The 24521-nt window shown below is 72.0% G+C and carries 24 protein-coding genes; 10 read left to right on the forward strand and 14 right to left on the reverse strand.

The genetic code is table 11. The features are described from left to right. Positions 1 to 81 precede the first annotated feature (81 nt). Both ACGH7X_RS09380 and thpD read left to right on the forward strand, forming a co-directional pair. A complete protein-coding gene (locus ACGH7X_RS09380; RefSeq protein WP_217162780.1) occupies positions 82 to 480 on the forward strand; it encodes an ectoine synthase in 399 nt (132 codons plus the stop codon). A gap of 6 nt (positions 481 to 486) precedes the next feature. Then, complete coding sequence (thpD, locus tag ACGH7X_RS09385; RefSeq protein ID WP_399883523.1) at positions 487 to 1383, forward strand: ectoine hydroxylase; 897 nt, start codon at positions 487 to 489, stop codon at positions 1381 to 1383. Between the two features lie 111 nt (positions 1384 to 1494). Here thpD and ACGH7X_RS09390 read toward each other — a convergent pair whose 3' ends face one another. The 4 genes from ACGH7X_RS09390 to ACGH7X_RS09405 form a co-directional block, all read right to left on the reverse strand. Continuing rightward, positions 1495 to 2553, reverse strand: a complete 1059-nt coding sequence (locus ACGH7X_RS09390; RefSeq protein WP_399883526.1) for an aminotransferase class V-fold PLP-dependent enzyme — start codon at positions 2551 to 2553, stop codon at positions 1495 to 1497. A 106-nt stretch (positions 2554 to 2659) separates the two neighbouring features. Beyond that, entirely contained in the window at positions 2660 to 3373 is a 714-nt protein-coding gene (locus tag ACGH7X_RS09395; protein ID WP_399883529.1) for a DsbA family oxidoreductase, read from the reverse strand. 87 nt (positions 3374 to 3460) lie between these two features. Next, positions 3461 to 4069 carry a DUF1349 domain-containing protein gene (locus tag ACGH7X_RS09400; protein WP_399883532.1) on the reverse strand — a complete coding sequence of 203 codons (609 nt, stop codon included), beginning with the start codon at positions 4067 to 4069 and terminating at the stop codon, positions 3461 to 3463. A 142-nt stretch (positions 4070 to 4211) separates the two neighbouring features. Next, positions 4212 to 5741, reverse strand: a complete 1530-nt coding sequence (locus ACGH7X_RS09405) for an aldehyde dehydrogenase (NADP(+)) (RefSeq protein WP_399883535.1) — start codon at positions 5739 to 5741, stop codon at positions 4212 to 4214. Positions 5742 to 5865: 124 nt separating this feature from the next. Here ACGH7X_RS09405 and ACGH7X_RS09410 point away from each other — a divergent pair, with 124 nt between their 5' ends. From ACGH7X_RS09410 to ACGH7X_RS09445, 8 genes are all read left to right on the forward strand, one after another. After that, positions 5866 to 6639, forward strand: a complete 774-nt coding sequence (locus tag ACGH7X_RS09410; RefSeq protein ID WP_399883538.1) for an IclR family transcriptional regulator — start codon at positions 5866 to 5868, stop codon at positions 6637 to 6639. A 3-nt stretch (positions 6640 to 6642) separates the two neighbouring features. Further along, complete coding sequence (locus tag ACGH7X_RS09415; RefSeq protein ID WP_399883541.1) at positions 6643 to 7113, forward strand: GNAT family N-acetyltransferase; 471 nt, start codon at positions 6643 to 6645, stop codon at positions 7111 to 7113. A 110-nt stretch (positions 7114 to 7223) separates the two neighbouring features. Next, a complete protein-coding gene (locus ACGH7X_RS09420) occupies positions 7224 to 8276 on the forward strand; it encodes a hypothetical protein (protein WP_399883544.1) in 1053 nt (350 codons plus the stop codon). Continuing rightward, entirely contained in the window at positions 8273 to 9538 is a 1266-nt protein-coding gene (locus ACGH7X_RS09425; protein ID WP_399883547.1) for a sensor histidine kinase, read from the forward strand. The genes ACGH7X_RS09420 and ACGH7X_RS09425 overlap by 4 nt, the downstream gene beginning before the upstream one ends. A 10-nt stretch (positions 9539 to 9548) precedes the next feature. Beyond that, positions 9549 to 10208: a response regulator gene (locus ACGH7X_RS09430; RefSeq protein WP_399883550.1), complete on the forward strand. Its 660-nt coding sequence runs from the start codon at positions 9549 to 9551 to the stop codon at positions 10206 to 10208. A 63-nt stretch (positions 10209 to 10271) separates the two neighbouring features. Next, entirely contained in the window at positions 10272 to 11726 is a 1455-nt protein-coding gene (locus tag ACGH7X_RS09435) for a peptidoglycan D,D-transpeptidase FtsI family protein (RefSeq protein ID WP_399883553.1), read from the forward strand. 73 nt (positions 11727 to 11799) lie between these two features. Then, positions 11800 to 12375 (forward strand): SigE family RNA polymerase sigma factor, encoded by a 576-nt coding sequence (locus ACGH7X_RS09440; protein WP_399883556.1) that lies wholly within the window; start codon positions 11800 to 11802, stop codon positions 12373 to 12375. Continuing rightward, entirely contained in the window at positions 12372 to 13103 is a 732-nt protein-coding gene (locus ACGH7X_RS09445) for a hypothetical protein (protein ID WP_399883559.1), read from the forward strand. Before ACGH7X_RS09440 ends, ACGH7X_RS09445 begins: the two co-directional genes overlap by 4 nt. A gap of 12 nt (positions 13104 to 13115) precedes the next feature. On the opposite strand, the gene ACGH7X_RS09450 is transcribed toward ACGH7X_RS09445, so the two are convergent. The 10 genes from ACGH7X_RS09450 to ACGH7X_RS09495 all read right to left on the reverse strand — a co-directional run bounded on the left by ACGH7X_RS09450 (position 13116) and on the right by ACGH7X_RS09495 (position 24433). Then, the gene (locus tag ACGH7X_RS09450) at positions 13116 to 13913 is read right to left on the reverse strand and encodes an HAD family acid phosphatase (protein ID WP_399883563.1); all 798 of its coding nucleotides are present in this window, start codon (positions 13911 to 13913) and stop codon (positions 13116 to 13118) included. Between the two features lie 129 nt (positions 13914 to 14042). Then, positions 14043 to 15170 (reverse strand): pectinesterase family protein, encoded by a 1128-nt coding sequence (locus tag ACGH7X_RS09455; protein ID WP_399883566.1) that lies wholly within the window; start codon positions 15168 to 15170, stop codon positions 14043 to 14045. Between the two features lie 76 nt (positions 15171 to 15246). After that, the gene (locus ACGH7X_RS09460) at positions 15247 to 16593 is read right to left on the reverse strand and encodes a polysaccharide lyase family 1 protein (protein ID WP_399883568.1); all 1347 of its coding nucleotides are present in this window, start codon (positions 16591 to 16593) and stop codon (positions 15247 to 15249) included. Positions 16594 to 16669: 76 nt separating this feature from the next. Then, positions 16670 to 17479: a rhamnogalacturonan acetylesterase gene (locus ACGH7X_RS09465; RefSeq protein ID WP_399883571.1), complete on the reverse strand. Its 810-nt coding sequence runs from the start codon at positions 17477 to 17479 to the stop codon at positions 16670 to 16672. A 108-nt stretch (positions 17480 to 17587) separates the two neighbouring features. After that, a complete protein-coding gene (locus tag ACGH7X_RS09470; RefSeq protein WP_399883574.1) occupies positions 17588 to 18952 on the reverse strand; it encodes an ABC transporter substrate-binding protein in 1365 nt (454 codons plus the stop codon). A gap of 97 nt (positions 18953 to 19049) precedes the next feature. Further along, a complete protein-coding gene (locus ACGH7X_RS09475; RefSeq protein ID WP_399883577.1) occupies positions 19050 to 20612 on the reverse strand; it encodes a glycoside hydrolase 43 family protein in 1563 nt (520 codons plus the stop codon). Further along, a complete protein-coding gene (locus tag ACGH7X_RS09480; protein ID WP_399883580.1) occupies positions 20609 to 21454 on the reverse strand; it encodes a PmoA family protein in 846 nt (281 codons plus the stop codon). Before ACGH7X_RS09480 ends, ACGH7X_RS09475 begins: the two co-directional genes overlap by 4 nt. Continuing rightward, complete coding sequence (locus tag ACGH7X_RS09485) at positions 21451 to 22608, reverse strand: Gfo/Idh/MocA family protein (RefSeq protein ID WP_399883583.1); 1158 nt, start codon at positions 22606 to 22608, stop codon at positions 21451 to 21453. Before ACGH7X_RS09485 ends, ACGH7X_RS09480 begins: the two co-directional genes overlap by 4 nt. Further along, positions 22605 to 23501, reverse strand: coding sequence for a carbohydrate ABC transporter permease (locus ACGH7X_RS09490; RefSeq protein ID WP_399883586.1), 897 nt, complete (start codon positions 23499 to 23501; stop codon positions 22605 to 22607). The genes ACGH7X_RS09485 and ACGH7X_RS09490 overlap by 4 nt, the downstream gene beginning before the upstream one ends. After that, complete coding sequence (locus tag ACGH7X_RS09495; protein WP_399883589.1) at positions 23498 to 24433, reverse strand: carbohydrate ABC transporter permease; 936 nt, start codon at positions 24431 to 24433, stop codon at positions 23498 to 23500. The genes ACGH7X_RS09490 and ACGH7X_RS09495 overlap by 4 nt, the downstream gene beginning before the upstream one ends. Positions 24434 to 24521 lie beyond the last annotated feature (88 nt).

Here is a 24521-nt window from a genome sequence, read left to right on the forward strand (position 1 = left end):
ACTGCTTCCGGCGCCTTCGGCTCGCGCGGCCGAGGGCGCCGGGGACCCTGCACACCCTCACCTAGGAGGCATCGCAACACCGTGATCGTCCGTTCGTTCAAGGAGTTCGAAGGCACCGACCGGCACGTGAAGAGCGCGTCCGGCACATGGGAGAGCACCCGGATCGTCCTCGCCAAGGAGAAGGTCGGCTTCTCCGTGCACGAGACGATTCTGTACGCGGGTACGGAGACGTCGATGTGGTACGCGAACCACATCGAGGCCGTCGTCTGCACCAAGGGCGACGCCGAGTTGACCGACCGCGAGACGGGGAAGACGTACCACATCACGCCGGGCACGATGTATCTCCTCAACGGCCATGAGCGGCACACGCTCAAGGTCAAGGAGGACTTCCACTGCATCTGTGTCTTCAACCCGCCCGTCACCGGACGGGAGGATCACGACGAGAACGGCGTCTACCCGCTGCTCACCGAGGAGGTGTGAGTCACCGTGACCACGACCACGAACGTCACCGATCTCTATCCCACCCGCGGCGCCACCGAGGTGGCAACCCCCCGGCAGGACCCGGTCGTCTGGGGCTCCCCGGACACGCCCGGCCCCGTCTCGCAGGGTGACCTGCAGTCCCTGGACCGCAACGGTTTCCTCGCCGTCGACCAGCTCATCGGGCCGGACGAGGTGGGCGAGTACCAGCGCGAGCTGGAGCGGCTCACCAGCGACCCTGCCATCCGCGCGGACGAGCGCTCGATCGTCGAGCCGCAGTCCAAGGAGATCCGTTCGGTCTTCGAGGTGCACAAGATCAGCGAGGTGTTCGCGAAGCTGGTGCGCGACGAGCGCGTGGTCGGACGGGCCCGGCAGATCCTCGGCTCGGACGTGTACGTCCACCAGTCGCGGATCAACGTCAAGCCCGGCTTCGGCGCCAGCGGCTTCTACTGGCACTCGGACTTCGAGACCTGGCACGCCGAGGACGGCCTGCCGAACATGCGGACGATCTCTGTCTCGATCGCGCTCACCGAGAACTACGACACCAACGGCGGTCTCATGATCATGCCGGGGTCGCACAAGACGTTCCTCGGGTGCGCGGGGGCCACGCCGAAGGACAACTACAAGAAGTCCCTGCAGATGCAGGACGCGGGGACGCCGTCCGACGAGGGTCTGACGAAGATGGCCTCGGAGTACGGCATCAAGCTGTTCACCGGCAAGGCCGGCTCGGCGACCTGGTTCGACTGCAACTGCATGCACGGATCGGGCGACAACATCACGCCGTTCCCGCGCAGCAACGTGTTCATCGTGTTCAACAGCGTGGAGAACACGGCGGTCGAGCCGTTCGCGGCACCGATCAGGCGGCCGGACTTCATTGGAGCGCGGGACTTCACGCCGGTGAAGTGATCCGCATCTGATCTCGGGCAGGGGCCTTTTCGTGTGGGACGGGAGGCCCCTGCCCGATGCTGTTCCGGTCCGGGCTGTTCTTGTCCGGCGCCTTGCGGGCCGGGGGTCGCCTCAGCCCGCCAGCACGTCGAGGAGCCGGTCGACGTCCGCCGCCGTGTTGTACACGTGGAAGGCGGCCCGCAGATTGCCCGCCCTGTCGGAGACCTGGACGCCGGCCCGGCCGAGCTCGCCCTGGCGGTGGCCGAGTCCGGGCACCGACACGATCGCCGAGCCCGGCGCGGGTACCGGCTCGTGGCCCAGCGAGCGCACCCCCGCGCGAAACCGGTCGGCGAGGCCGGTGTCGTGGGCGTGCACGGCGTCCACGCCGAGTTCCTCGATCAGGGCCAGCGAGTGCCGGGCGCCCGTGTAGGAGAACAGCGCGGGACTCTCGTCGTAGCGCCGGGCGGAGTGCGCGAGTTCCTCGACGGGGCCGTAGCAGCTGTCCCAGGGGTGCTCGCCGGACGCCCACCCTGCGAACAGCGGCGCCAGCCCGGCCGCCGCTCCCAGGTCCTGCGGTACGACGAGGAAGGCGACGCCGCGCGGGCAGAGCACCCACTTGTAGGCGACGGCGGCCACGAAGTCGAAGTCGCCGGCGGCCAACGGCAGCCATCCGTTCGACTGCGAGGCGTCGATCAGCGTCCGCGCCCCGTGCGCCCGGGCGGCCTCCCGCAGCGCCGCGAGGTCGGCGAGCCGCCCGTCGGCGGACTGGACGGAGCTGACCGCGACGAGCGCGGTGTCCGGACCCACCGACTCCGCGATCCGCTCCAGCGGCACGCTGCGCACCTTCAGGTCGCCGCGCGTGTACAGCGGGTTCACCAGGGAGCTGAAGTCGGCCTCCGCGGTGAGGACTTCGGCCCCCGTAGGCAGCGAGGCGGCGACGAGCCCGCTGAACGTGGCGACGGACGCCCCGGTCGCCACCCGGGTCGCGGGCACCCCCACGAGCCGGGCGTACGCGGCCCGGGACGCCTCGACGTCGGCGAACATGTCGAGCGGCTGCCCGTCCGCCGCGGACGCCGCCGCGTCGCGCATGGCCACGAGGGTCCGGGCGGGCAGGAGACCGGTGCTGGCGGTGTTCAGGTACGTGGTCTTCGGGGCGAACTCGGTACGGACGAGATTCTCGAAGCTCTCCATGGCACCACTGTGCGGCCCCCTGGACCTCCCCGTCCATCGCGCACTTCTACGCGGTTTCCCCAAGCAGCGCTTATGTACCGGCGCTCACCTGGAGCTCCTGGGGCTTTCAGTCCTGCGGCACCGCGCACCCGTCCGGGCCGCAGGCCTCGGCGCTCCCGTCGTCGATCAGCTTCAGCGGCGTGCGCTCGCCCCACGCCTGGGTCAGCGCCTGGGTGAAGACCTCGGCGGGCTGGGCGCCGGAGACGCCGTAGGCCCGGTCGAGCACGAAGAACGGCACTCCGGTGGCCCCGAGCTGCGCGGCCTCGCGCTCGTCGGCGCGCACCTCGTCGGCGTAGGCGGCGGGGTCGGCGAGCACCGCGCGGGTCTCCTCCGCGTCCAGGCCGACGGAGACGGCCAGCTCCACGAGCCGCTCGTCGTCGTTGAACACGGAACGCTCGTCGGCGAAGTTGGCCCGGTAGAACGCGTCCAGCAGGGCCTCGTGCCGGCCCCGCTCCTTGGCCAGGTGCAGCAGGCGGTGCAGGTCGAAGGTGCTGCCGTGATCACGGCCCCGGGTGCGGTAGTCGAGGCCCTCCGCGGCGGCCTGCGCGCCGAGGTTGTCCTCACCGGCCCGCGCCTGCGCCTCGCTCATGCCGTACTTGGCGGTGAGCATCGTCAGCACGGGCTGCACGTCGTCCTTGGCCCGCCCGGGGTCCAGCTCGAACGACCGGTGGACCACCTCGACCCCGTCACGGTGCGGGAAGGCCGCCAGCGCCTTCTCGAAGCGGGCCTTGCCCACGTAGCACCAGGGGCAGGCGATGTCGCTCCAGATCTCGACGCGCATGTCTCGGCTCTTCTCCAGGTCGTACGGCTGCGGAGGCCTTCTCCGCCGCATACGTGAACCTTCAACCAGCCGGTTCCATTCCCGCCGTCAGCTGCCGTCCCGCAGATCCGCGGGCCAGGTCGGCCGGAACTCCAGGTGGTCGTACGTCACGGTGCAGCCCTCCCCCGTCGGCGCCTGCGCCAGGAAGCCGACCAGGGCGGAGCCGGTCTCCTCCTCCTCGCCCAGTGTGAAGAGCCGTACGAAGGTCCAGCGCTCCCCGTCGAGGGAGGCGTGGAAGGCGAAGGCCCGTCCGGTGCGGCTGACCCGGAGCCAGACGGAACTTCCCTCCACCGTGAAGGAGTTGCAGTCGTCGGAGTGCCCCCGGGTGACCACCGTGCAGACGGTGGCCACGTCCGGGGAGTACTCCAGACACAACTTGGCCCAGGCCCGCTCCCCCACGTGCACGTAGAGCACCCCGGCGTCGAAGGCCCCCTTGAACCCGACGGTGACACGAGCGATCAGCTGGAAGTCGCCCTCGGGCGCCCCCAGCAACCGCGGCGCGTCGGACGCGGGCTCCAGCACCTCCCCGGTCGGCGGCACGAAACGGTCCTGCCGGGGCCCGGCGACTCCGGTGAGTACGCCGTCGGCGTAGGCCCAGTCGCCGTGGGGCCCGTAGGGGCGGAGCGAGAACGGCAGTTCGGGAAGTTCGAGAGTCATGCGCAGATCATCGCAGGCTCAGTGGACGGCCTTAAGGGGCGCGGGGCTGTGTCGATTTGCGACTCCGCCGCGTGGGCGCGACCAGCCACGACGGCGCGACACCCGCGGAACAACCGCGCCCCCACGGCGCAACCGCGAACCCCTACCGCTCCAGCACCCCGTTGAACCGCCGAGGCAGCCCCAGCGGATTGTCGTCCCGCAGCTCCGCGGGAAGCAGCGCCTCGGGCGCCCCCTGATAAGCCACCGGCCGCAGCCACCGCTCAACAGCCGTGCCCCCCACCGACGTGGACGTCGAAGTGGTCGCCGGGTAGGGCCCCCCGTGCTGCTGAGCCGCGGCGACGGCAACCCCCGTCGGCCAGCCATTGACCAGCACCCGCCCCGCCAGCGGCACGAGCTCCGCGAGGATCGACGCCCCGCGCCCCTCACCGGCGGCCTCCTCGGCGGAGACCTGCACGGTCGCCGTGAGGTTGCCCGGCAGCCGGGACAGCACGCCCGCCACCTCGGCGTCGTCCTCGTAGCGGGCCACCACGGTGACCGGACCGAAACACTCCTCCAGGAGCAGGTCGTGCTCGCCCCGTGCCGTCAACCGCGCGGCAGGCACGGTGAGGAACCCGGCGGCGACGGTGTGCTCGCCGCCCGAGCCCGGCGTCACCGGGGAGTCCACGTCGGGCAGCGCGGTGCGCTCGGCGACGCCTGCGACGAAGTTGTCCCGCATGCGGTGGTCGAGGAGCACTCCGGCGTCGGTGTCACTGACCGCGTCCGTGAGGGACTTGACCAGGCCGTCACCGGCGGCGCCCGCCGGCACCAGGACCAGGCCGGGCTTCACGCAGAACTGGCCGACGCCCAGGGTCATCGAACCGGCCAGCCCCGCGCCGATGGCCGCCGCCCGCTCGGTGGCCGCCGCCTCCGTGACGACGACCGGGTTCAGCGAGCCCAGCTCGCCGTGGAAGGGGATCGGCGCCGGACGCGCCGCCGCCGCGTCGAAGAGGGCGCGGCCGCCGCGGACGGAGCCCGTGAAGCCCGCCGCGGCGACCAGCGGGTGCTTGATCAGCTCGACGCCCGCCTCGAAGCCGTGCACCAGGCCGAGGACGCCGTCCGGGATGCCGTGGCGGGCGGCGGCCCGGCGCAGCACCTTGGCGACCAGCTCGGACAGGGCCGGGTGGTCGGGGTGCGCCTTGACGACGACCGGGCAGCCGGCCGCGAGGGCGCTGGCGGTGTCGCCGCCGGGGACGGAGAAGGCGAAGGGGAAGTTGGAGGCCGAGTAGACGGCGACGACGCCGAGCGGCACCTTGTAGCGGCGCAGGTCCGGGATCGGCGGGGTGGCGGTGTCGTCGGGGTGGTTGACGACCACGCCGAGGAACTCGCCCTCGTCGACGATGTCGGCGAAGGCGCGCAGCTGGTAGCAGGTGCGGGCGAGTTCGCCGGTGAGCCGGACGGGGCCGAGCGCGGTCTCCGCGTCGGCGACCTCGACGAGGGTGCTCTCGGCCGCCTTCAGCTCGTCGGCGGCGCCGCGCAGGAAGGCGGCGCGGACGGTTCGGTCGGTGAGGGCGTCCCGGGCGGCGTGCGCGGCGCGGACGGCGGCGTCCACCTCCTGGGCCGTGGCTTCCACCGCGACCTGTTCACGCTGCTTCCCGGTACGGGGGTCGACACTCCAGACTGGTGCTGCTGCCACCGCGGGTCCCTCCACGTGCATCGGAACGTGCTCTGCGTCGACTCGTTCGATATGCTGAACGCTGTCTCTGCTGATGAATATGCTGTTCGAGACTATTTCCCGTCGAACGAAGGGGTCAAGGGCGATGTCGGCTGTCGAGACGGGGGGCGGAGCGCAGGTCAAGTCCGCGGTACGGACGGTTGAGCTGCTCGAATACTTCGCCGGACGCCCCGGTATGCACTCCCTCGCGTCGGTCCAGGAGGCCGTCGGCTATCCCAAGTCCAGTCTCTACATGCTGCTGCGCACGCTGGTGGAGCTGGGCTGGGTGGAGACGGACGCCACGGGCACGCGGTACGGCATCGGTGTGCGGGCGCTGCTGGTCGGCACCTCGTACATCGACGGCGACGAGGTGGTCGCGGCGGCGCGGCCGACGCTGGACCGGCTATCCGACGACACGACGGAGACCATCCACCTCGCGCGCCTGGACGGCACGAACGTCGTCTATCTGGCCACCCGCCAGTCGCAGCACTACCTGCGGCCGTTCACCCGGGTCGGCCGCCGGCTGCCCGCGCACTCGACCTCGCTGGGCAAGGCGCTGCTGAGCACGTACACCGACGAGCAGGTCCGCAAGATGCTCCCGGAGACGCTCCCCGCGCTGACCGAGCACACCATCACCGACCGGGAGAAGCTCATCGGGGAGCTGCACCAGGTGCGGGAGCAGGGCTTCGCCGTGGACCGCGAGGAGAACACGCTGGGCCTGCGCTGCTTCGGTGTGGCGGTCCCGTACCGCACTCCCGCGCGGGACGCGATCAGCTGCTCGGTCCCGGTGGCGCGGCTCACGCCCGCGCACGAGCAGATGGTGAAGGACGCGCTGTTCGACGCCCGGGACCGGCTGACACTGGCCACGCGTAGGCTCTGATCCATGCACATCGCACTGCGCGAAGTACACGACAGCGATCTGCCCGTCTTCTTCCGGCAGATGAACGATCCGGAGGCCCTGCACATGGCGGCCTTCACCCACAAGGATCCGGCCGACCGCGACGCCTTCGAGGCCCACTGGAAAAAGATCCGGGCCTCCCGCGACGTCGTACGCACCATCCTCGGCGACGGTGACGTCATCGGCAGCACGGCGGTGTACGGGGAGCCGGGCGAGCGCGAGGTCACGTACTGGATCGACCGGGCGTACTGGGGCCAGGGCGTGGCCACGGCCGCGCTGCGGGCCCTGCTCGCCGAGGTGGGCGACCGCCCGCTGTACGCGCGAGCGGCGGCCGACAACGCGGCGTCGCGGCGCGTGCTGGAGAAGTGCGGCTTCGAGACCAGCGCCCGGGCGCGGGGGTTCGCCGCGGCCCGGGGCGAGGAGATCGACGAGGTCGTCCTGCACCTCGCGGAATGAGCCGGCGACCCCGCTGACGACCCGCCGACCGATGCGTCTCCGCCGCGCGGCGGAGGCGGATCGTCGGTGCGCAGGACGTGCCGGGGGTGTGGGCGCGGGAGCGTGGAGCCATGACGCAGACCCTCGCCTCCACCACCTCCACGGCCTCCACCGCCTTCCCGGCCGCTGCTTCCGCCTCCAACGGCTTCCCGGCCGCTTCCGGCGCGGGGACCGCCCGTGCCCGTCGGCTGCTGCGCGCGGTCGCCGTCGTCGCCTGCCTGCCGTACCTGGGGCTCAAGGTCGCCTGGATCGCCGGGAGTCACGTGGGGATCCCGGCCGGCAGCGTCCTCCTCGACCACCGGGTCACCATGGCCGTGGCCAACGGGCTCACGGTGCTGCTGGACAGCTGTGTGATCGCGCTGGCATTGGTGCTCACCCGCCCGTGGGGCCTGCGGGTGCCCGCGTGGCCGCTGGCGTTCCCGGTGTGGGTCGCCACGGGTCTGCTCGCGCCGATCATGGCCGGGTTCCCGTTGCAGCTCCTGACGCGGGCGTTCGGCGAGGACACCGCGACGGCGTCGGGACCGGGAGGCGAGCCCTTCCTCCACTCATGGGTGTTCGCGGTCGTCTACACCGGTTTCATCGTGCAGGGTCTCGCCCTGGGGACGCTGTTCGTCCTCTACGCGCGGGGCCGTTGGGGGCAGTTGTGGCACGGACGGGTGGGGGATCTGCCGGTGCGCGCCGTCGCGGCGCCGTTCAAGGCCGTCGCCGTCATCGGTGCCGTCCTCGCGGCCTTCCCGCTCGCGGTCCGGCTGTACTGGGCGAGCGGCGGCACGGCGGGGCTCGGGACGGGGGAACACGCGGACGGCTTGCGGGTGCTGGAGGGCATGCACGTCGCGTTCCTCGCGGCGGCCGTCACCGGCACCCTGCTGCTCGCCCTCCGCCGCGCCCGGCGCCTTCCGGTCGCGGTGCCCCTCGCCTCGGCCTGGGTCTGCTCCGGTGCCGCGGCCTGCTGGGGCGGCTGGGTGCTGCTCGCCACGCTGATGCCCGCGGACGATCCCGCCGACCGCCCGGACACGCTGATGACGCTCACCTACGCTGGGCAGATGACCGTCGGCCTCCTCCTCGCCTCAGTCGGCGCCCACTTCCTCACCCGGCGGTCGGTCACCGCCCGCACCCGGCCGTGACCGCGTTCGCCCGGTTCCTGTTCGGCCGACGGGCGCGCCTGCGGTGGATCCATCTGATCCTCGGCGGCGCGCTCGCCATGCCGTACGTCCTCGTCGGCTCGGTCGTCGTCGGCCCGGTCGCCGGGGATGCGAACGTGTTCGGCTCGCTCCGCCTCCAACTGGCCTCGTTCGCCGTCGGGTTGCCGCTCGCCGCCGTCACCTCGCTGTTCCCGCTCACCCGGCCCCTGGAGTCGGGCGTGGTGCGGTCGCTGTGCGGCGTCGAGGGCGACCGGCTGGCCCACGGGCCCGCCCGGACCAAGGGCGAGAAGGGGCGTACGGCGGCCTGGTTCACGCTGCATCTGGGGGCCGGCGGGATCGTGGCGGGGATGTCGCTGGCGGTGCCGCCGTTCGCGGCCGCGCTGGTCCTGCTGCCCTTCGTGCCGGCGCTGCGTGACGACCGGACGGGGATGCCGGGCTTCTTCCACCACACCTGGGTGCTCTTCCTCGCGCCGTTCGCGGGCGCCGCGATGCTGGTCGCGCTCGCCGGGTGCGCCGGCGTCTGCGGCACGCTGCTGGCCCGCTGGGCGCCCGCGCTGCTCGGCCCCTGTGCCGAGGACCGCCTCGCGGCGGCCGAGGCCCGCGCCGCCGACCTCGCCGTCCGCAACCGGCTCGCGCGTGAACTGCACGACTCGGTCGGCCACGCCCTGAGCGCGGTCACCCTCCAGGCGAGCGCCGCCCGCCGGGTGCTGGAGTCCGACCCGGAGTTCGTGCGCGAGGCGCTCGCCGCGATCGAGGACACCACGCGCCGCACGGTCGGCGAACTCGACGCCGTACTGGGCGTACTGCGCGAGGGCGACGCTCCCGGTGACGCCTGGGACACCGCGCCCGCGCCGACGCTCGCCGCCGACCTGGACGGCCTGCTGCGCCGCACCCGCGCGGGCGGACCCCGGGTGACGGCCACCGTCGCCGCCGACCCCGAGTCGCTTCCGCCGCTGGTCTCCCGCGAGGCGTACCGCATCGTGCAGGAGGGGCTGAGCAACGCGCTCAGGCACGCGGGCGAGGAGGTCGGCGTGGCGCTGCGCGTCGAGGTGCTGGACGGCGATCTGCGGATCACCGTCGAGAATCCCCTGAGGGGGTCCTGCCCCGTCCCGCGTCCCGGCGGCGGTCACGGCCTGCGCGGCATCACCGACCGGGCCCGGCTGCTGGGCGGCGCGGCCGAGGCGGGCCCCGCGGGGCCGCTGTGGCGGCTCCACGTCCGACTGCCCCTGTCCGACTGCCGCTGAAGGGAACCGCGTGACCCGTCCGCCGATCCGGATCGTCCTCGCCGACGACGAACGCATGGTCCGCACCGCCCTGCGCGCCATCCTCTCCGCCGAACCGGACCTGGAGGTCGTCGGGGAGGCCGCCACCGGCGCCGAGGCCGTCTCCGTCGTGCGCCAGACCCGCCCGGACGTGGTCCTGATGGACGTCCGGATGCCCGAGGTCGACGGCATCCGCGCCACCGAGCAGATCCTCGCCACGCTCGCCGGACCGCCCCGCGTCGTGGTCGTGACCACCTTCGAGAACGACTCCTACGTCTACGACGCGCTGCGCGCAGGTGCCGCCGGCTTCCTGCTCAAGCGCGCCGACGCCGACACCCTCGTCCGGGCGGTACGGCTGGTGGCGCACAGCGACACGCTGCTGTTCCCGGCGGCGGTGCGGACGCTGGCGGCCGAGCACGCGCGCGCGAATCCCGCGCCGCCGCCCTGGGTGGCGCGGCTGACCGGGCGCGAGGGCGAGGTGCTGCGGCTGATGGCGACCGGCCTGACCAACGCGGAGATCGCCGGGCGGCTCGGTGTGGGCCCGGCCACGGCGAAGACCCACGTGGCGGCGGTGCTGGCGAAGACCGGCGCCCGGGACCGCACGCAGGCGGTGATCCGGGCCTACGAGGCGGGCTTCATGAACGGACGATGAGAAAGATGAGAAAACGGGGCACATGGGAACGATCGCTTCCCGCCCGTTCGTCCTGTCAGCGGGATGAACAAGACGATCAGGCGCGCCTCGGTCTTCACGCTGCTCCTGGTGTTCGCTCTGCTGATCAGGGCGACCTGGGTGCAGTTCTACGAGGGCGAGGCGCTCGCGGACAGCAAGGACAACCGGCGGGGCGCGATACAGACGTACGCGGGCCCGCTCGGGAACATCATCGTGGCCGGCCGGTCGGTCACCGGCTCGGCGTCGACGGAGGGCGGCGACCTCGCGTACAAACGCACCTACGAGAAGGGCAAGCTGTATGCGGCGGTGACGGGCTACGCCTCGCAGGCGTACGCGCCGACGCAGCTGGAGGGCATCTACCAGGACGTGCTCAACGGCACCGATCCGCGGCTGAAGACCGTGATGGACACGGTCACCGGCACCCGGGCCGAGCCGGGCAACGTGGTCACGACCATCGACCCGGACGTGCAGAAGGCCGGGCTCGAGGCGCTGGGCGAGACGAAGGGCGCCGCCGTCGCGATCGACCCGAAGACGGGCAAGATCCTCTCGGTCGTCTCGACCCCCTCGTACGACCCGACGTCGCTGACCGACGCCAACACCGCCGGTGAGGCCTGGGAGAAGCTCACCGAGGACCCGGACAAGCCGCTGACCAACCGCGCGCTGCGCCAGCCGCTGCCGCCGGGCTCGACGTTCAAGCTGGTCGTCGCGGCCGCCGCGCTGGAGAACGGGCTGTACGGATCGGTCGACGAGAAGACCGACAGCCCGGACCCCTACACCCTCCCGGACACCACGACGGACCTGACCAACGAGAACCCGAACGCCCCCTGCGAGAACGCCACGATCCGCACCGCGCTCCAGTACTCGTGCAACAACGTCTTCGCGAAGATGGCCGTCGACCTCGGCCAGGACGAGCTGCGCGCCATGGCGGAGAAGTTCGGCTTCAACGACGAGACACAGGACGTGCCGGTACGGGCCTACACCAGCGTGTACCCGAAGGACATGAACCGTTCGTCGACGGCTCTGACGGGCATCGGCCAGTTCGACGTGACGGCGACCCCGCTGCAGATGGCGATGGTCTCCGCGGCCCTGGCCAACGGCGGCGAGCTGGTCTCCCCGCACATGGTGTCGCAGGTCACCGACAGCGGCGGCGACGTCCTCGAGGACCACTCCGACCCGGACTCGAAGCGGATCGTCAGCTCCTCCACCGCCGAGCAGTTGCAGTCGGCCATGGAGACCGTCGTCGCGAAGGGCACGGGTTCCAACGCGCAGATCTCCGGCGCCACGGTCGGCGGCAAGACCGGCACGGCCCAGCACGGCGAGAACAACAGCAAGACGCCGTACGCCTGGTTCACCTCGTACGCCAAGTCCGACTCCTCGGACAAGGAGGTCGCCGTGGCGGTCATCATCGAGCAGTCCGACGCGGCCCGCAGCGAGGTCAGCGGCAACGGCCTGGCGGCCCCGGTGGCCAAGGCGATGATGGAGGCGGCACTGGGAAGCTGAGTCCCTCCCCCGCGGGTTCGGTCTGCCGTACGGTGTTCGACACCGGGGAAGCCGCTGCGAGGAGAGTCCGCCCGTGAGGACAGTCGTCGACGACGCAGCCTCCGCGGAGTTCCACGCCTTCTTCGAGCGTCACTACGCCGAACTGTCCCGGCTCGCCCATCTGCTGACGGGCGAGCCGGACGCCGCCGACGACCTCGCGGCGGACGCCCTGCTCGCCCTGTGGCACCGCTGGGACCGGGTCCGCGCGGCCGACCATCCGGTGGCGTACGCGCGCGGTGTCGTCGCCAACCTCGCCCGCACCCGTATCCGGACCGCCGTGCGCGAGCGCAGACGGGTCGCCCTGTTCTGGTCGCAGCGCGAGGAGCGGGCGGAGAACCCGGACGTCGCGGGTGTGGTGGACGTGCAGGAGGCGCTGCGCCGGCTGCCGTTTCGCAAGCGGGCGTGCGTGGTGCTGCGGCACGCGTTCGACCTCTCCGAGAGGGACACGGCGCTCGCCCTGGGCATCTCGGTGGGCACGGTGAAGAGCCAGACGTCGAAGGGAGTGGCCGAACTCCAGCGGCTGCTCGGCACCCGGGCCGCTCCCCGTGCTCCCCAGCAGGTGCGCGCGGCCGTCGCGCACAGCTCAGAGGCCGCGGGAGGCAGCCGATGACCGGGCGGCGGGACGTGGACGAGGAGCTGCGCGCCCGGCTGCGCGAGGCGGCCGGGGCGCACACACCCGACCGGGCCCGGATCCTGGCCCGGGTCGAGCGCGGCATGACGGTCCGGGACCGTCCCGGGCAGCACCGGCCGGCCCGTCCGCCCCTGCCGGGCTGGGTGCGGGTGGCCGGTGCGACGGCCGCGGTGGCGGGCGTCCTGGTCGCCGGCGGCTACGCGGTCGCGTCCGCGGTGAAGGACGACGCCCCCACGCAGCGCTCGGTCGCCACCTCGCCGGGCCCTCGGGAGCCCGTGCCTCGGGGGCCCGGGTCTCGGGAGGGCGGGTCTCGGGAGGGCGGCCCGCTGTGGTCGCGGGGCGCGGTGGACCCGCACAGCAACGAGTTCTGGGCGCAGAGCAACATCACCCTGAGAACGAGCGCCCCGCTGACCGCGCTCACCGTGGAACTGCGGGTGGCGCAGACCGGCTCGGTGACCTCCACCGGGGCCTGGCGGTCGCTGCCGGAGGGCGACTTCACGTTCACGGTCGACGAGCGGGACGGTTTCCTCGTCTACCGGTGGACGCTCGAGCGGGGCCGTACGGTCCCGGCGGGCGAGTGGATGTTCGCCGGGCAGTACAACCACGAGCGCGGTGGCCGGGACGCCGGCGGCGACGGCTACTCCGCGACGGCCACCGCCGCGTCCGGACGCCTCTCGGTGGAGGGCGGCTTCACCCCCCGCGGCTGAGGGAGCGCACCGCTACTCGACGAAGTACGTCGGGTTGGGCAGCTTGTACGTGCGGTCCGCGTAGCCGCCCTGGAGGTCGGAGTACTGGTCGCCGAAGTTGGCGACGATGTCGTACCCGAGGTCCCGCTCGATGTGCCGGCGGGTGCCCGCCTTGTACTGCACGGTGGTGCAGGTCCAGGTGCCCGGGGTGGCGCAGTGGGCCAGGTAGGACGGCGGGTCGGCCTTGTCCTTGAGGAAGACGTGGCCGGTGTCGAGGTTCACGTCGGCGCCGACCTTCTTCAGGTTCTCGACGGCGGCGGCGCGCTGCGCCTCGCTCAGGCCGGAGTTGTAGAAGACCTCGACGCCCCTCTTCTCGGCGTACGTGGCGAGTCCCGGGCTGCCGGGGACCGCCGGGCGGTCGGCCCGGTCGACGTAGGCGGCCCAGGTGTCGCCGTCGTAGCCGTAGTTGTTCTTCTTCTCGTAGTCGAGGCTGAGGAGCAGCGTGTCGTCGATGTCGAAGACGACCGCGGGCTTGGTGTGCTTGTGGTGCGCCGTGCGGGCCGCCCGGTCGATCTGCTTCTTCGCGGCCGTGTCGAGGCGGGCCAGATCGGCGGCGTACGGGCTGTCCGGGGATGCCTGGTAGACGCCGTCGGCGTCGAGCGTGGTGCCGTAGTAGGCGTCGATGTCCTTGGCCAGCACCCCGATGTTGTACGGCTCGTGGGTGGAGTTGGCCGTCGACTGGCCGGCGGTGGCCGCGCCCGTGCCGTACAGGACGGCGCCGGCGACGGCACAGGCGGCGGTGACGGTCGCAACGCGCAGTGGTTTATGCATGACACAGGTTTCTACGCGCGTCACCCGGGTGAGCGCGAGACCCGTGGCCGGATCCGCGCCCCTTTACCTGGCAAAAATCGCGTCAAGCAGGTCAAGTGCCGCCCGGGAGGGACCGGTCGGCGCCGCCGGTCAGCGCCGCCGGTCGTACGGCCGCCAGTCGCCCAGGTACGCCTCCCGGGTGTGCGTGGCGGCCTCGGCGCGGGTGAGCCGGGGCCGGTTCTCGGGGACGGTGACCGCGGCGCCGGGGCCGGTGTTGCGGTACTCGCCGAAGCGCTGCTCCTGCCAGGGGTGGGCCTCCCGCATGTCGGCGTAGGGCGCCACCGCGTCGATGCCCGCGCCGAGGTGGCTCTCGCGCACGGTGAGCATCGGGTGGGCGGTGGTGTCGGAGCTGGGCACCCAGGGGCGGGCCAGCTTGTAGTAGCCGTCGGGGGCCTCGCTGCTGACGCGGCCCCGGGTCACCAGGTAGCCGCGCGGGTTGGCGCCCGCCGTGGACGGAGCGAACACGAAGCCGTAGGGGGCGGCGTCGAGGTCGGTGCGGGTCAGGGTGCGGAAGTGGCAGTGCTCGTACACGGCCGTCGCCCGGCCGAAGACGAAGTCGACGTCGCCCTCTACGTAGCAGCGCTCGTAGTACTGGCGGGCGAAGAGGGAGAGGTCGCGGGTGTCGGCGTAGAGGGTGTCCTGGTGGCCGAGGAAGTGGCAGTCGTGGAAGGCGGACCGGTCGCCCATGACCTTGATGGCGACCGCCTGGGTGCCGGTCCAGTCGGGCCGGTCGGCGCGCAGCCAGTCGTTGGCGAAGGTGATCCGGCGGGCGGTGAAGCCGTCGGCGCGCACGGTGGTGGTCGCCGACCCGCTGGTGCCGTAGGTGCCGGAGCCGTCCGGCTTGGGGGTGCCGGCCGCGTTGTCGTAGACGACGACCACGTCGCGCGGGTCCCTGGAGGCGCCGATCCAGGTCGCCCCGGTGCGGTCGGCGTCCACGGAGACCGTCTCGCGGTAGGTGCCGGGGGCGAGGACCAGCGTCCAGCCGTCGCCCTCGGTCGCGGTGACGGCGGCCTGTACGGAGGTGAAGTCGCCGCGGCCGTGCGGGTCGACGTACAGGGTCTTCGGGTTGCGGCGCGCGGCCGGTGAGCCGTACCGGCCGAAGGGCCGCGGGCGCCGTCGGGTGCCGGCGGCCGCGGGTCCGGCGGCGAGGCCGAGGGCGGCGCCCGCGCCGGCGGTCGTCAGGAGGAAGCCTCTGCGGGATGGGGCGGGTCGGTGCATACGGGTGCTCCTTCGGGGTGCGGGACCGAAGGGGCCGGGGCGGTGCGGGCGCCCCGGCCCGGTTCGGGGACGGACGTCAGCGCAGGCGGCCGGCGCCCGCGCCGTGGTCGACGACGACCGAGACCGCCCAGGCGGGCAGGACCTGGGTGCGCAGGGTGGGCCGCCAGCCGGCGCCGGAGCGCAGGGTCTCGTCCGGGATCTGCGCGTTGTGGACGGCGATCAGGTCGACGGTGCGGCCGTTGACGCGGTTGTGGGCGGCGGTGAGGGGCGAGTCGTTCCAGCGCTTGAGCACCTTGGCGGGGCTGACGCCGTGGGGCAGGGTGAAGGCGTTGTGCTCGGCGACGAGCGCGGACTCCTTGCCGACGCCGAAGCTGTAGGCGTAGTCGTCCGTGGCCACGAAGTGGTTGCTGTAGACGTCGACCTGGCCGAAGCGGACGCGGGGGGCGCGCTCGACGAGGTTCTTGAACAGGTTGTGGTGGAAGGTCGCCTTCAGGTGGCCGCGGTCGACGGCGGCGGTGGACTCGCTGTCGCTGTTGCCGATCAGGATGGTCTTGTCGTGCTCGGTGAAGACGTTCCAGGACGCGGTGACGTAGTCGGCGCCCTTCACGATGTCCAACTGCCCGTCGTGCTGCTGGTAGAGCATGCCGAAGTAGATGGGCGCCGCGCTGTCGGGGTGCTCGCCGTCGGTGAAGGTGTTGTGGTCGAGCCAGACGTGCGTCGACCCGTAGACCACGGCGCTGTCGTACTCGGAGTTCCAGTTGCCCTGGTCGCCGTCCGTGGGGTCCCACTGCGGGAAGCAGTCCACGGGGCTCTCGAAGGTCAGGTTGCGGACGATGACGTTGTCCACGCCCTTGATCTGGAGGCTGGCGCCCTTGAGGCCGGCGTCGCGGCCGACGCCGATGATCGTGGTGTTGGAGGGGACCTCCACCTTGATGGACCGGTCCTGCTGTGCGGCGGAGGCGCGGCGCAGGCCCTCGGGGCTGTCGTCGGGCTCGGCGCTCAGGTCGGTGTCCATGCCCCAGTTCTCGGGCGAGTACGTCTCCAGGTAGGCGTCGAAGTCGTAACCGGGCGCGGCGAAGGCCTCGCAGCCCTCCGAGACGGCGTCGACGGTGCCCTTCACCTTGATGATCCTGGGCGCGGTGCCCTCGGCGGCCAGGGCGGCCCTGAACCCGGCCCAGTCGGTGACGGTGTACACGTCGTCCGCGTCGGCCGCGGCCCCGCCGGTGGTGCCGGCGCCGTGGGAGGCCCAGCCGTCCTTCGCGGGCAGCGTCTGCCGGGCGGTGTCACGGTGCTGGTGGTGACCGGGGCGGGCCTCGGCCGTGGCGGCGGTCAGGCTCAGCACGAGCGCGGTGCAGCCGGCCAGCGCGGCCGCTCTCTTCGGGGCGAGTTTTATGGCGTGCCCATGCCATCTCCGTGCGTTCATGGTACGGCTCTCCTTCGGAATCGGATCGTGGGGTGAGGGGCGATCAGGTGAGGGGCGGCGATCAGGTGAGGGGCGATCAGGGGTGTCGTACGTCGGCCGGCGCGGGCCAGTCGATCCAGGACCCGGGGACCTCCTCGTCCAGCCGGCGCACGTCCCGGTGCGCCAGCACCCGCCCGCGCAGCAGCTCCCGGGCGACGAGCCGGGCGACGGCGATCGCGCCCGGCGGGTTGAAGTGGGTGTTGTCCTGCTCGGTGGCGGTCCAGTTGAAGTACGCCTTGGTCCCCTCCACACCGAGCCGCTGCCACAGCGCGAGCGACAGCGCCTGCGGGTCGAGCAGCGCCACGCCCTCCTGACGCGCGAGCGCCCGCATCGCCGCCGGGTACTCCCCGTGGCTCGGCTGCGCGGTGCCGCCCGCGTCGAACCGCCGCCGCTCGACGGGCGTGGCCAGCACCGGCCGCGCCCCACGGGCCCGCGCGCCGTCGACGTACATCCGCAGGTAGTCCTGGTACGTCGTCCAGGGCTCGGTGTAGCGGGTGGGGTCCTCGTCCTTCTCGTCGTTGTGCGCGAACTGGACGAGCAGAAGGTCGCCGGGGCGGATCGCGCCGAGCACGACGTCCAGCCGCCCTTCGTCGACGAAGCTCTTCGAACTCCGCCCGTTCACGGCGTGGTTGGCGACGCGCAGGTCCTTGCGGAGGAAGAAGGGCAACGCCATCCCCCACCCGGTCTCGGGCGCGGCGTCGGCGTACTTCTGCGCGGCGGTGGAGTCACCGGTGATGTAAAGGGTGCGGGGGTGGCGTCCGCCGGCCTGGGCGGTACCGGTGGCGGCGAACGCCAGGGGAACAGCGGCTACGGCGGCGGAGGCGATCTGTCTTCGGGTGACGGACACGTCGGCACACCTTCCAGGAGGGGTGAGGGACAACAACCCGGGGGCGGCCCGCAGGCCCGCGGCCCGCACACGACAGACCGCCCCGCGGCGATTTCCGGCTCGGGCCGGTCAGCCCATCTGCTCCGTCCACTCGGCCTGCGCCTCGTTGAGCTGCTCGGCCACCGTGTCCAGGAACGACTTCGCACTCATCTTCCCCAGCAGCACCTTCTGGAAGTTCGGCTCGTTGTCCGCCTTGGAGATGGTGTTCCAGTCCGGCAGGTAGTACGGCAGCTGGACGATGGTCGTGGACCCGTCGTTCAGTGCGTCCGCCGCCAGCTTGGTGGGCTCGGCCTTCTGGATCCACGCGTCGCCGGAGGCCCCCGTGTTGGACGGCACCTGCCCGGCCGACTCGTTGAACTTCGAGTTCTGCTCCTTCGAGGTGGCGAACTCGATGAACTTCCAGGCGGCCTCCTTGTTCTTCGAGCTCTTGAACATGCCGAGCCCGTCGACCGGGTTGGACACCTGGACCCGCTTGCCGGTAGCGCCGACCGGCTGCGGGATGCCGCGGAACTTGTCGACGCCGAGCGCCTTCACGTGGTCCTGGTAGGAGCCCAGGTTGTGGTTGAGCATGCCGATCGTGCCGGTGTCCCACTGGGCGACCATCTTGGCGAAGTCGTTGTTGACGTCGGCGGCCGGCGTGACCTTCTTGTAGAGCGCCGCGTACTTCTCCAGCGCCTCGACGTTCTTCGGGTCGTTGACGGTGGTCTTCTTCTTGTCGGCGTCCCAGAACGAGGTGATGCCGGACTGCCCGTACATCGCGTCGAGCGCCTGGGCGATGGAACCCGAGCCGCCGCGGATGGTGTAGCCGAACTCGTTCTTGCCGGCGTTGGTCAGCTTCTCGGCCGCCTCGTAGAACTTGTCCCACGTCGTCGGCGCGTCGAGACCGGCCTTCTCGAACAGGTCGGTGCGGTAGTAGAGGACGCCGTTGTTGGCGGAGGTCGGCGCCGAGTACAGGGTGCCGTCGCCGCCGCCGGCGGCCTTCAGGGACTCGACCATGTCCTTGTTGAGCTGGCCGCTCAGGGGGGACTTGCCGAGCCGGTCGTCCAGCGGTTCCAGGGCGCCCTGGGCGGAGAAGCCCGCGAGCATCGACGCGGTCACGCCGCCGACGTCCGGCAGGCCGCCGCCCTGGATGGCGGTGTCGACCTTGGACTGGTACTCGGTGGCGGCGATCCCGACGTACTCCACGTCGATGTCCGGGTTCGCCTTCTCGAAGTCGGCGATGATCTCCTTCCAGACGGCCGTACGGATACCGCCGTTGTTGTCCCAGAAGACGATCTTTCCCTTGCCGCTGCCCTCGGCGCCCTTGTCGCCGCCCGACCCGCTGCCGTCGTCACCGCAGGCGGTGGCGGTCAGCGCGAGCACGGCCCCCAGGGCGACGGCGACGGATGTCCGGCGCCTGCCTGCGCCTCTGCTGCTGAGAATGCTGATCTTCATTGGTCGGCTCTCTTCTTCTGGATCCAACGGAGCAGTGGAACGGAGCGGTGGAACGGAGCGGTGCACGTGCTGAACGCGTGGGGGGCGGTGGGGTGGATCAGTGGTGGGGGCGGGGTTCGATCCGGAACCGGGTGAAGGTGGCGACGCCGGCGTGTCCCTGGCCGGCGGGCGCGAGCGCGAACAGGCCGAGCAGTGCGCCGACCCAGCGCCAGGGTGTGGCGGCGAACTCCTGGCCGACGGGGTGCGGGCCGTCGCCGAGGTCGTAGGAGAAGCGGCAGCGCGCCCCGGGAACGGTCTCGATCCGCAGCCGGACCCGTCCCCCGGGTGCGGGGCGGGGCCGGTCGGCGTCCCGCTCGGTCTCGGCCACCGACTCGGCGAACCGGTGCACCAACTGCACCGTCCCGTCCGGGTCCCGCTGGAGCCCGATCCAGCGGTAGGCGTCGCCGAGCACCGCGAGCCCGGCCCGCGCGCCCGGTTCCTCGCCCTCCAGCCGCAGCTCGACCTCGATCACCGAGGGCTCGCCGGGGAACCGCTGGGTGAGGACGCTCGGCAGTACCCGCAGGTCGTGCGCGTCGGCCGAGCGGACGCAGGCCAGCCGCAGCCCGTCCCCGGAGTGCTGGGTGGCCCAGCCGTCGCGGGGGTTGGCGGTCCACGACCACTGGCGGCCGTACCGTCCGCCGGGGAAGTCGTCGTCCCTCGCGGGTGCGGCGGCCGGCTGCGGGGGCAGCGCGGGGCGCGGGTGTTCGGTGACCGGTACGCCGTCGTCGCCCAGCACCGGCCAGCCCTCGGCGTCCCACCGCATCGGCTGGAGGTGGACCACCCTGCCGTACGCGCCGCGCTGCTGGAAGTGCAGGAACCAGTCCTCGCCGGCCGGCGTGCGCACCCAGCCGCCCTGGTGGGGGCCGTTGACGTCGGTGTCGCCCTGTTCGAGGACGACCTTCTCCTCATACGGCCCGAAGAAGCCGCGGGAGCGGAAGGCGCCCTGCCAGCCGGTCTCCACCGAGCCGGCGGGTGCCAGGATCCAGAACCAGCCGTCGTGGCGGTAGAGCTTGGGGCCCTCCAGGGTGAACCAGCCGGGGAGGCGGTCGCCGTCGACGATCACCTCGCCGTCGTCGAGGAGCTCGGTGCCGTCGGGGTGCATGCGGTGACCGGTGAGGCGGTTCTTGATCCCGGAGCGGGATCTGGCCCAGGCGTGCACGAGGTAGGCCTCGCCGGTCTCCTCGTCCCACAGGGGGCACGGGTCGATCAGCCCCTTGCCGGCCTTCACCAGCCGTGGCGCGGTCCACGGGCCCCTGATCTCGGGCGCGTTGACCTGGAAGACGCCCTGGTCGGGGTCGCCCCAGAAGATCCAGAAGCGGTCGGCGTGGTGGCGCAGGGCCGGGGCCCAGACGCCGCAGTCGTGCCGGGGCACCGCGAACGCCCGCTCGGGCTCCAGACGGTCCAGGGCGTGCCCGACCAGGGTCCAGTCGACCAGGTCGCGGGAGTGCAGCAGCGGCAGGCCGGGGACGCGGCCGAAGCTGGACGCGGTCAGGTAGAAGTCGTCGCCGACGCGCACGACGTCCGGGTCGGACCAGTCCGCGTTCAGGACGGGGTTGGTGTACGTCTTCGGTGCCTCGGGGGTCACGGCGGCCCCGGGCGTCGATCCGGTCCCGGAGGTCACGGGCTCACCGCCTTTCGTACGAGGGTGGCGGCGCCGTCGGCGTCGAGGCGGCCGTCGGCTACGACGGTGACGATCCGGCGGACCAGGGTGTCGCCCGGGGCGACGGCCACGCGGTCGTCGTGGGCCAGCGAGGAGCCGACTCCCGGGTACTCCTCGGTGCGCACGAACCACGGGTCGCGCCGGGTGCGTTCGGTGACGCCGGCGAACACCAGCGACCAGGTGTCGCCGGTCAGGGCGAGCCAGTCGGCGCCGGCGCCGTGCACCTCCCCCTCGCCCTCCCGGTCGGCGGTGAAGACCCGCGGGGCCGTGCCCTCCTTGCGGGCGCGCCAGAAGAAGCCGCCGTAGGCCGCGCCGGGGCGTCCGTTGGTGGCGGGGCTGCCGAGGGTGAGCGGGTCCGGGGTGACGTTGGTGAGGGAGAAGGTGAAGTCCAGTGCCCAGGCGGTGGCGGTGAGTTCGGTGGCCGCGACCGTGCGGCGCTCGCGCAGCAGCTCGGTGCCGGCGGCGACCCAGCGCAGCTCCTCGACGAAGCCGTCGGGGTCGCTGAGCTGGAAGGCGGTGTGCCGCTGGGTGCCGTGGTTGTCCAGCTCGGTCGGACCCCGGTCGCGCACGTAGGTGCGCCCGCCCCAGAAGTTGTGCCCCTCGACGTCGGGAACGGCGACACCGACGCCGAGGTGATGGAGGTGGTCGGCGGGACCGAACTCGGTCACGGCGGTGCCGGCCAGGGTGGTGACGGGGTGCAGGTAGGGGCGCGGGGAGAGCCGGTGGGGCAGTTCGGGACGGGTGACGTAGCGGGCGACGGGGCGGCCCGCCACGCGCAGCACCGGGGAGTCGTTGCCGGTCATCGGGTGCTCACCTCGTATCGCGGGTGCTCGGTGTGCGGCGCCCAGGGCGCGCCCAGCTCGGAGTACAGGGAGAGGGTGTCGGCGGCGGCGGCCACGAACCCGTCGATGCCCGGGACCACGCGGCGGCTCTCGCCGGGGACGCGCCGCCAGGCGGCCTCGGGCAGCGGGTCCGGGTCGGGGGCCCGCCGGATCGCCTCGACGACCCGCATGAAGGCGCCCGTCTCGTCCGGGGGCACCAGCAGGGGGGTGCCGGTATCGAGGTGGTCGACCAGGTTCTCCAGCAGGTCGGTGCGGTCGTAGTGGTACTCCTCGGGGCCGTGGCCGCCGCGCTGGAGCAGGATGCGGTCCTGCTTGTACCAGAACGTGATGCGGCCGCTGCCGCCGTGCACGAGGACGTACGGCTCGGCGGCCCGCTCGGCGCACAGGGTCGCGGCGACGGTGACACGGTGCCCGCGCGCCGTGCTGATCCGCACGCAGGAGGTGTCGTCGGCCTCGATGTCGTTGGCGTGGCTCAGCTCGGTCTCGATACCGGCGACGTCCTCGGCGCGGGCGGTGCCGCCGAGGGCGAGGGCGGTGGCGACCGCGTGCGCCAGCGGGTTGGTCAGCGCGCCGTCGATCACGTCGGCGCCGTCGAGGCGCCGCTTGCCCGACCAGGGTGCCCGGCGGAAGTAGGCCTCGTCGCGCACCCACGCGCCGGCTCCGCCGATGCCCGCCACCTCGCCGATCGCGCCCTCGGCGACCAGTTCGCGGACGGCGGGCACCGCGTGCGAGCCCATCGACTGGAACCCTATCTGGCAGGCGACGCCGGCCTCGGCGACCCCGTCGGCCATGCGCCGGAACTCGGCGTACGACGGTGCCGGGGGCTTCTCGAGGAGCAGGTGGACGCCTTTGCGGGCGGCGGTCAGCGCGAGGTCGGTGTGGGTGGGGATCGGCGTGCAGATGACGGCGATCCGGGCGCCGGTGGAGTCGAGGAGGGCGCCGAAGTCGGCGGACTGCTCGGGGAGTTCGCCGCCGGCCTCCTGCTCGGTCAGCGGGGTCAGTTCGCAGATGCCGGCCAGCCGGACCAGTCCGGCCCGCTCCAGGCGGCGGATGTTGGCGACGTGCCAGCGGCCGTGACCGCGGGCGCCGGCGAGGACGACGGGAACCCGGCTCATCCCTTCACCGCCCCCGCGCTGAAGCCGGTGATCAGCCACTTCTGGATGAAGGCGAAGACGATCACGACGGGGACGGCGGCGATGATGCCGCCGGCGGCGAGCGCGCCGAGGTCGACGCTGTCCGCGCTCATCAGGGAGTTCAGGCCGACCGGGATGGTCTGCTTGCTCTGGTTGTTGAGGAACATCAGGGCGAACAGGAAGTGGTTCCAGGAGTGCACGAAGGCGAAGGAACCCACGGCGATCAGGCCAGGACGCAGCAGCGGCAGCACGACGATACGAAAGGCGCGGAGCCTGCCGCAGCCGTCGACCCAGGCGGCCTCCTCCAGGGAGTACGGCACGTTCTTGATGAAGTTGCTGATCAGGATGATCGACAGCGGCAGTTGGAAGACGGTCTCGGCGATGATGACGCTGCCGAGCGAGTTGATCATCTGGAGTTCGGCGAAGATCTCGAAGAGCGGCACCAGCAGGAGCGCGCCGGGCACGAACTGGGAGCAGAGCAGGCCGAGCATGAAGGCCCGCTTGATCTTGAAGTCGAACCGGGCGAGGGCGTAGCCGCCGGCCAGGGCGACGAGCGTGGTCATCACCAGGGTCGCGACGCCGACGTACACGCTGTTCTCGAAGAAGGTGCCGAAGCTGCGGTCGGTCCACACCTTCTCGAAGTGCTCGGTGGTCATCGGCCAGGGCACGAGCGAGGTGGAGCCGGCCGGGCGCAGCGCGAAGAGCAGGATCCAGTAGAAGGGGATCAGCGTGAAGACCAGGTAGATCCCGAGCGGCAGGTAGATCTGCCAGCGGGGCACCTCGTCCCAGGCCGGGCGCTTCTTGTTCGGCCGCGGCGGCGTGGGGGCGATGCGCGCGGGGGCGGGGGCGGCCGTGGTGGCCTCCTTGGTGATCACTTCTTCTCGCCTCCGAACTTGCTCAGCCGCAGGTAGACGATCGAGCAGAAGAGCAGGATCACGAACGCGACCGTGGTGAGGGCCGACGCGTAGCCGAAGTCGTGGGCGTCGACGCTGGTGTTGGCGATGTACAGCGGCAGGGTCGTGGTCTCGCCCGCGGGTCCGCCGCCGGTCAGGGTGTAGAGCAGGTCGACGTTGTTGAACTCCCACACCGCGCGCAGCAGCGTGGACAGGATGATGGCGTCCTTCAGGTGCGGCAGCGTGATGTGCCAGAACTGCTTGATCCGGCTCGCCCCGTCGACCTCGGCCGCCTCGTACAGGTCCTTCGAGACGGACTGGAGGTCGGCGAGGATGAGGATCGCGAAGAAGGGCACGCCGCGCCACAGGTCGGCGACGACCGCCGCGGAGAACACGGTCGAGGTGTCGGAGAGCCAACTGGTGCCGTACGAGCCGATGCCCATGTCGGCGAGGTAACGGGTGACGCCGGTCTGGGAGTTGTAGAGCAGCACCCAGATCGCGGAGGTCAGCACGCCGGAGACGGCCCACGGGGAGAAGACCATGGCGCGTCCGATGCCCCGGCCCACGAAGGTCTGGTTGACGATGAGCGCCAGCGCCAGACCGAAGAGCAGTTGCAGTCCGACCTCGACGAAGACCCACTTGGCGCTGAAGACGAGGGTGTCCCAGAACATCGGGTCGTCGGTGAAGATCTTGACGAAGTTGTCGAAGCCCGCGAAGCCGTTCCGCCACGGCTTGGTGGGGTTGTACTCCTGAAGGCTGTAGTAGAAGACGCTGATGACCGGATAGGCGATGAAGCCCAGCATCAGCAGGGCGGCCGGCCCGATCAGCAGGTACGGGAGCCTGCGCGGCGTGGCCGAGGCACGGCGCCGCCGGGGTGGCGCGGGCGGTTTCGCCACGGCTGCGGCTTGGGCCATGACAGTTCTCCGTTCTGGTACGTCGTGCGTGGGTCGTGCGGTGTTCTTCGCGGATCGTGGGGGAAGCGCTTTCTCCACGGTCATGGGT

The organism is Streptomyces sp. BBFR51 (assembly GCF_044591655.1).
Classification (GTDB): Bacteria; Actinomycetota; Actinomycetes; order Streptomycetales; family Streptomycetaceae; genus Streptomyces.

Coding starts and splice junctions, on each gene's coding strand:
- ACGH7X_RS09390 (WP_399883526.1), bottom strand. CDS start 2,553: ATGGAGAGCTTCGAGAATCTCGTCCGTACCGAGTTCGCCCCGAAGACC.
- ACGH7X_RS09395 (WP_399883529.1), bottom strand. CDS start 3,373: ATGCGCGTCGAGATCTGGAGCGACATCGCCTGCCCCTGGTGCTACGTG.
- ACGH7X_RS09400 (WP_399883532.1), bottom strand. CDS start 4,069: ATGACTCTCGAACTTCCCGAACTGCCGTTCTCGCTCCGCCCCTACGGG.
- ACGH7X_RS09410 (WP_399883538.1), top strand. CDS start 5,866: ATGTCGGCTGTCGAGACGGGGGGCGGAGCGCAGGTCAAGTCCGCGGTA.
- ACGH7X_RS09415 (WP_399883541.1), top strand. CDS start 6,643: ATGCACATCGCACTGCGCGAAGTACACGACAGCGATCTGCCCGTCTTC.
- ACGH7X_RS09420 (WP_399883544.1), top strand. CDS start 7,224: ATGACGCAGACCCTCGCCTCCACCACCTCCACGGCCTCCACCGCCTTC.
- ACGH7X_RS09435 (WP_399883553.1), top strand. CDS start 10,272: ATGAACAAGACGATCAGGCGCGCCTCGGTCTTCACGCTGCTCCTGGTG.
- ACGH7X_RS09445 (WP_399883559.1), top strand. CDS start 12,372: ATGACCGGGCGGCGGGACGTGGACGAGGAGCTGCGCGCCCGGCTGCGC.
- ACGH7X_RS09450 (WP_399883563.1), bottom strand. CDS start 13,913: ATGCATAAACCACTGCGCGTTGCGACCGTCACCGCCGCCTGTGCCGTC.
- ACGH7X_RS09455 (WP_399883566.1), bottom strand. CDS start 15,170: ATGCACCGACCCGCCCCATCCCGCAGAGGCTTCCTCCTGACGACCGCC.
- ACGH7X_RS09460 (WP_399883568.1), bottom strand. CDS start 16,593: ATGAACGCACGGAGATGGCATGGGCACGCCATAAAACTCGCCCCGAAG.
- ACGH7X_RS09470 (WP_399883574.1), bottom strand. CDS start 18,952: ATGAAGATCAGCATTCTCAGCAGCAGAGGCGCAGGCAGGCGCCGGACA.
- ACGH7X_RS09480 (WP_399883580.1), bottom strand. CDS start 21,454: ATGACCGGCAACGACTCCCCGGTGCTGCGCGTGGCGGGCCGCCCCGTC.
- ACGH7X_RS09485 (WP_399883583.1), bottom strand. CDS start 22,608: ATGAGCCGGGTTCCCGTCGTCCTCGCCGGCGCCCGCGGTCACGGCCGC.
- ACGH7X_RS09495 (WP_399883589.1), bottom strand. CDS start 24,433: ATGGCCCAAGCCGCAGCCGTGGCGAAACCGCCCGCGCCACCCCGGCGG.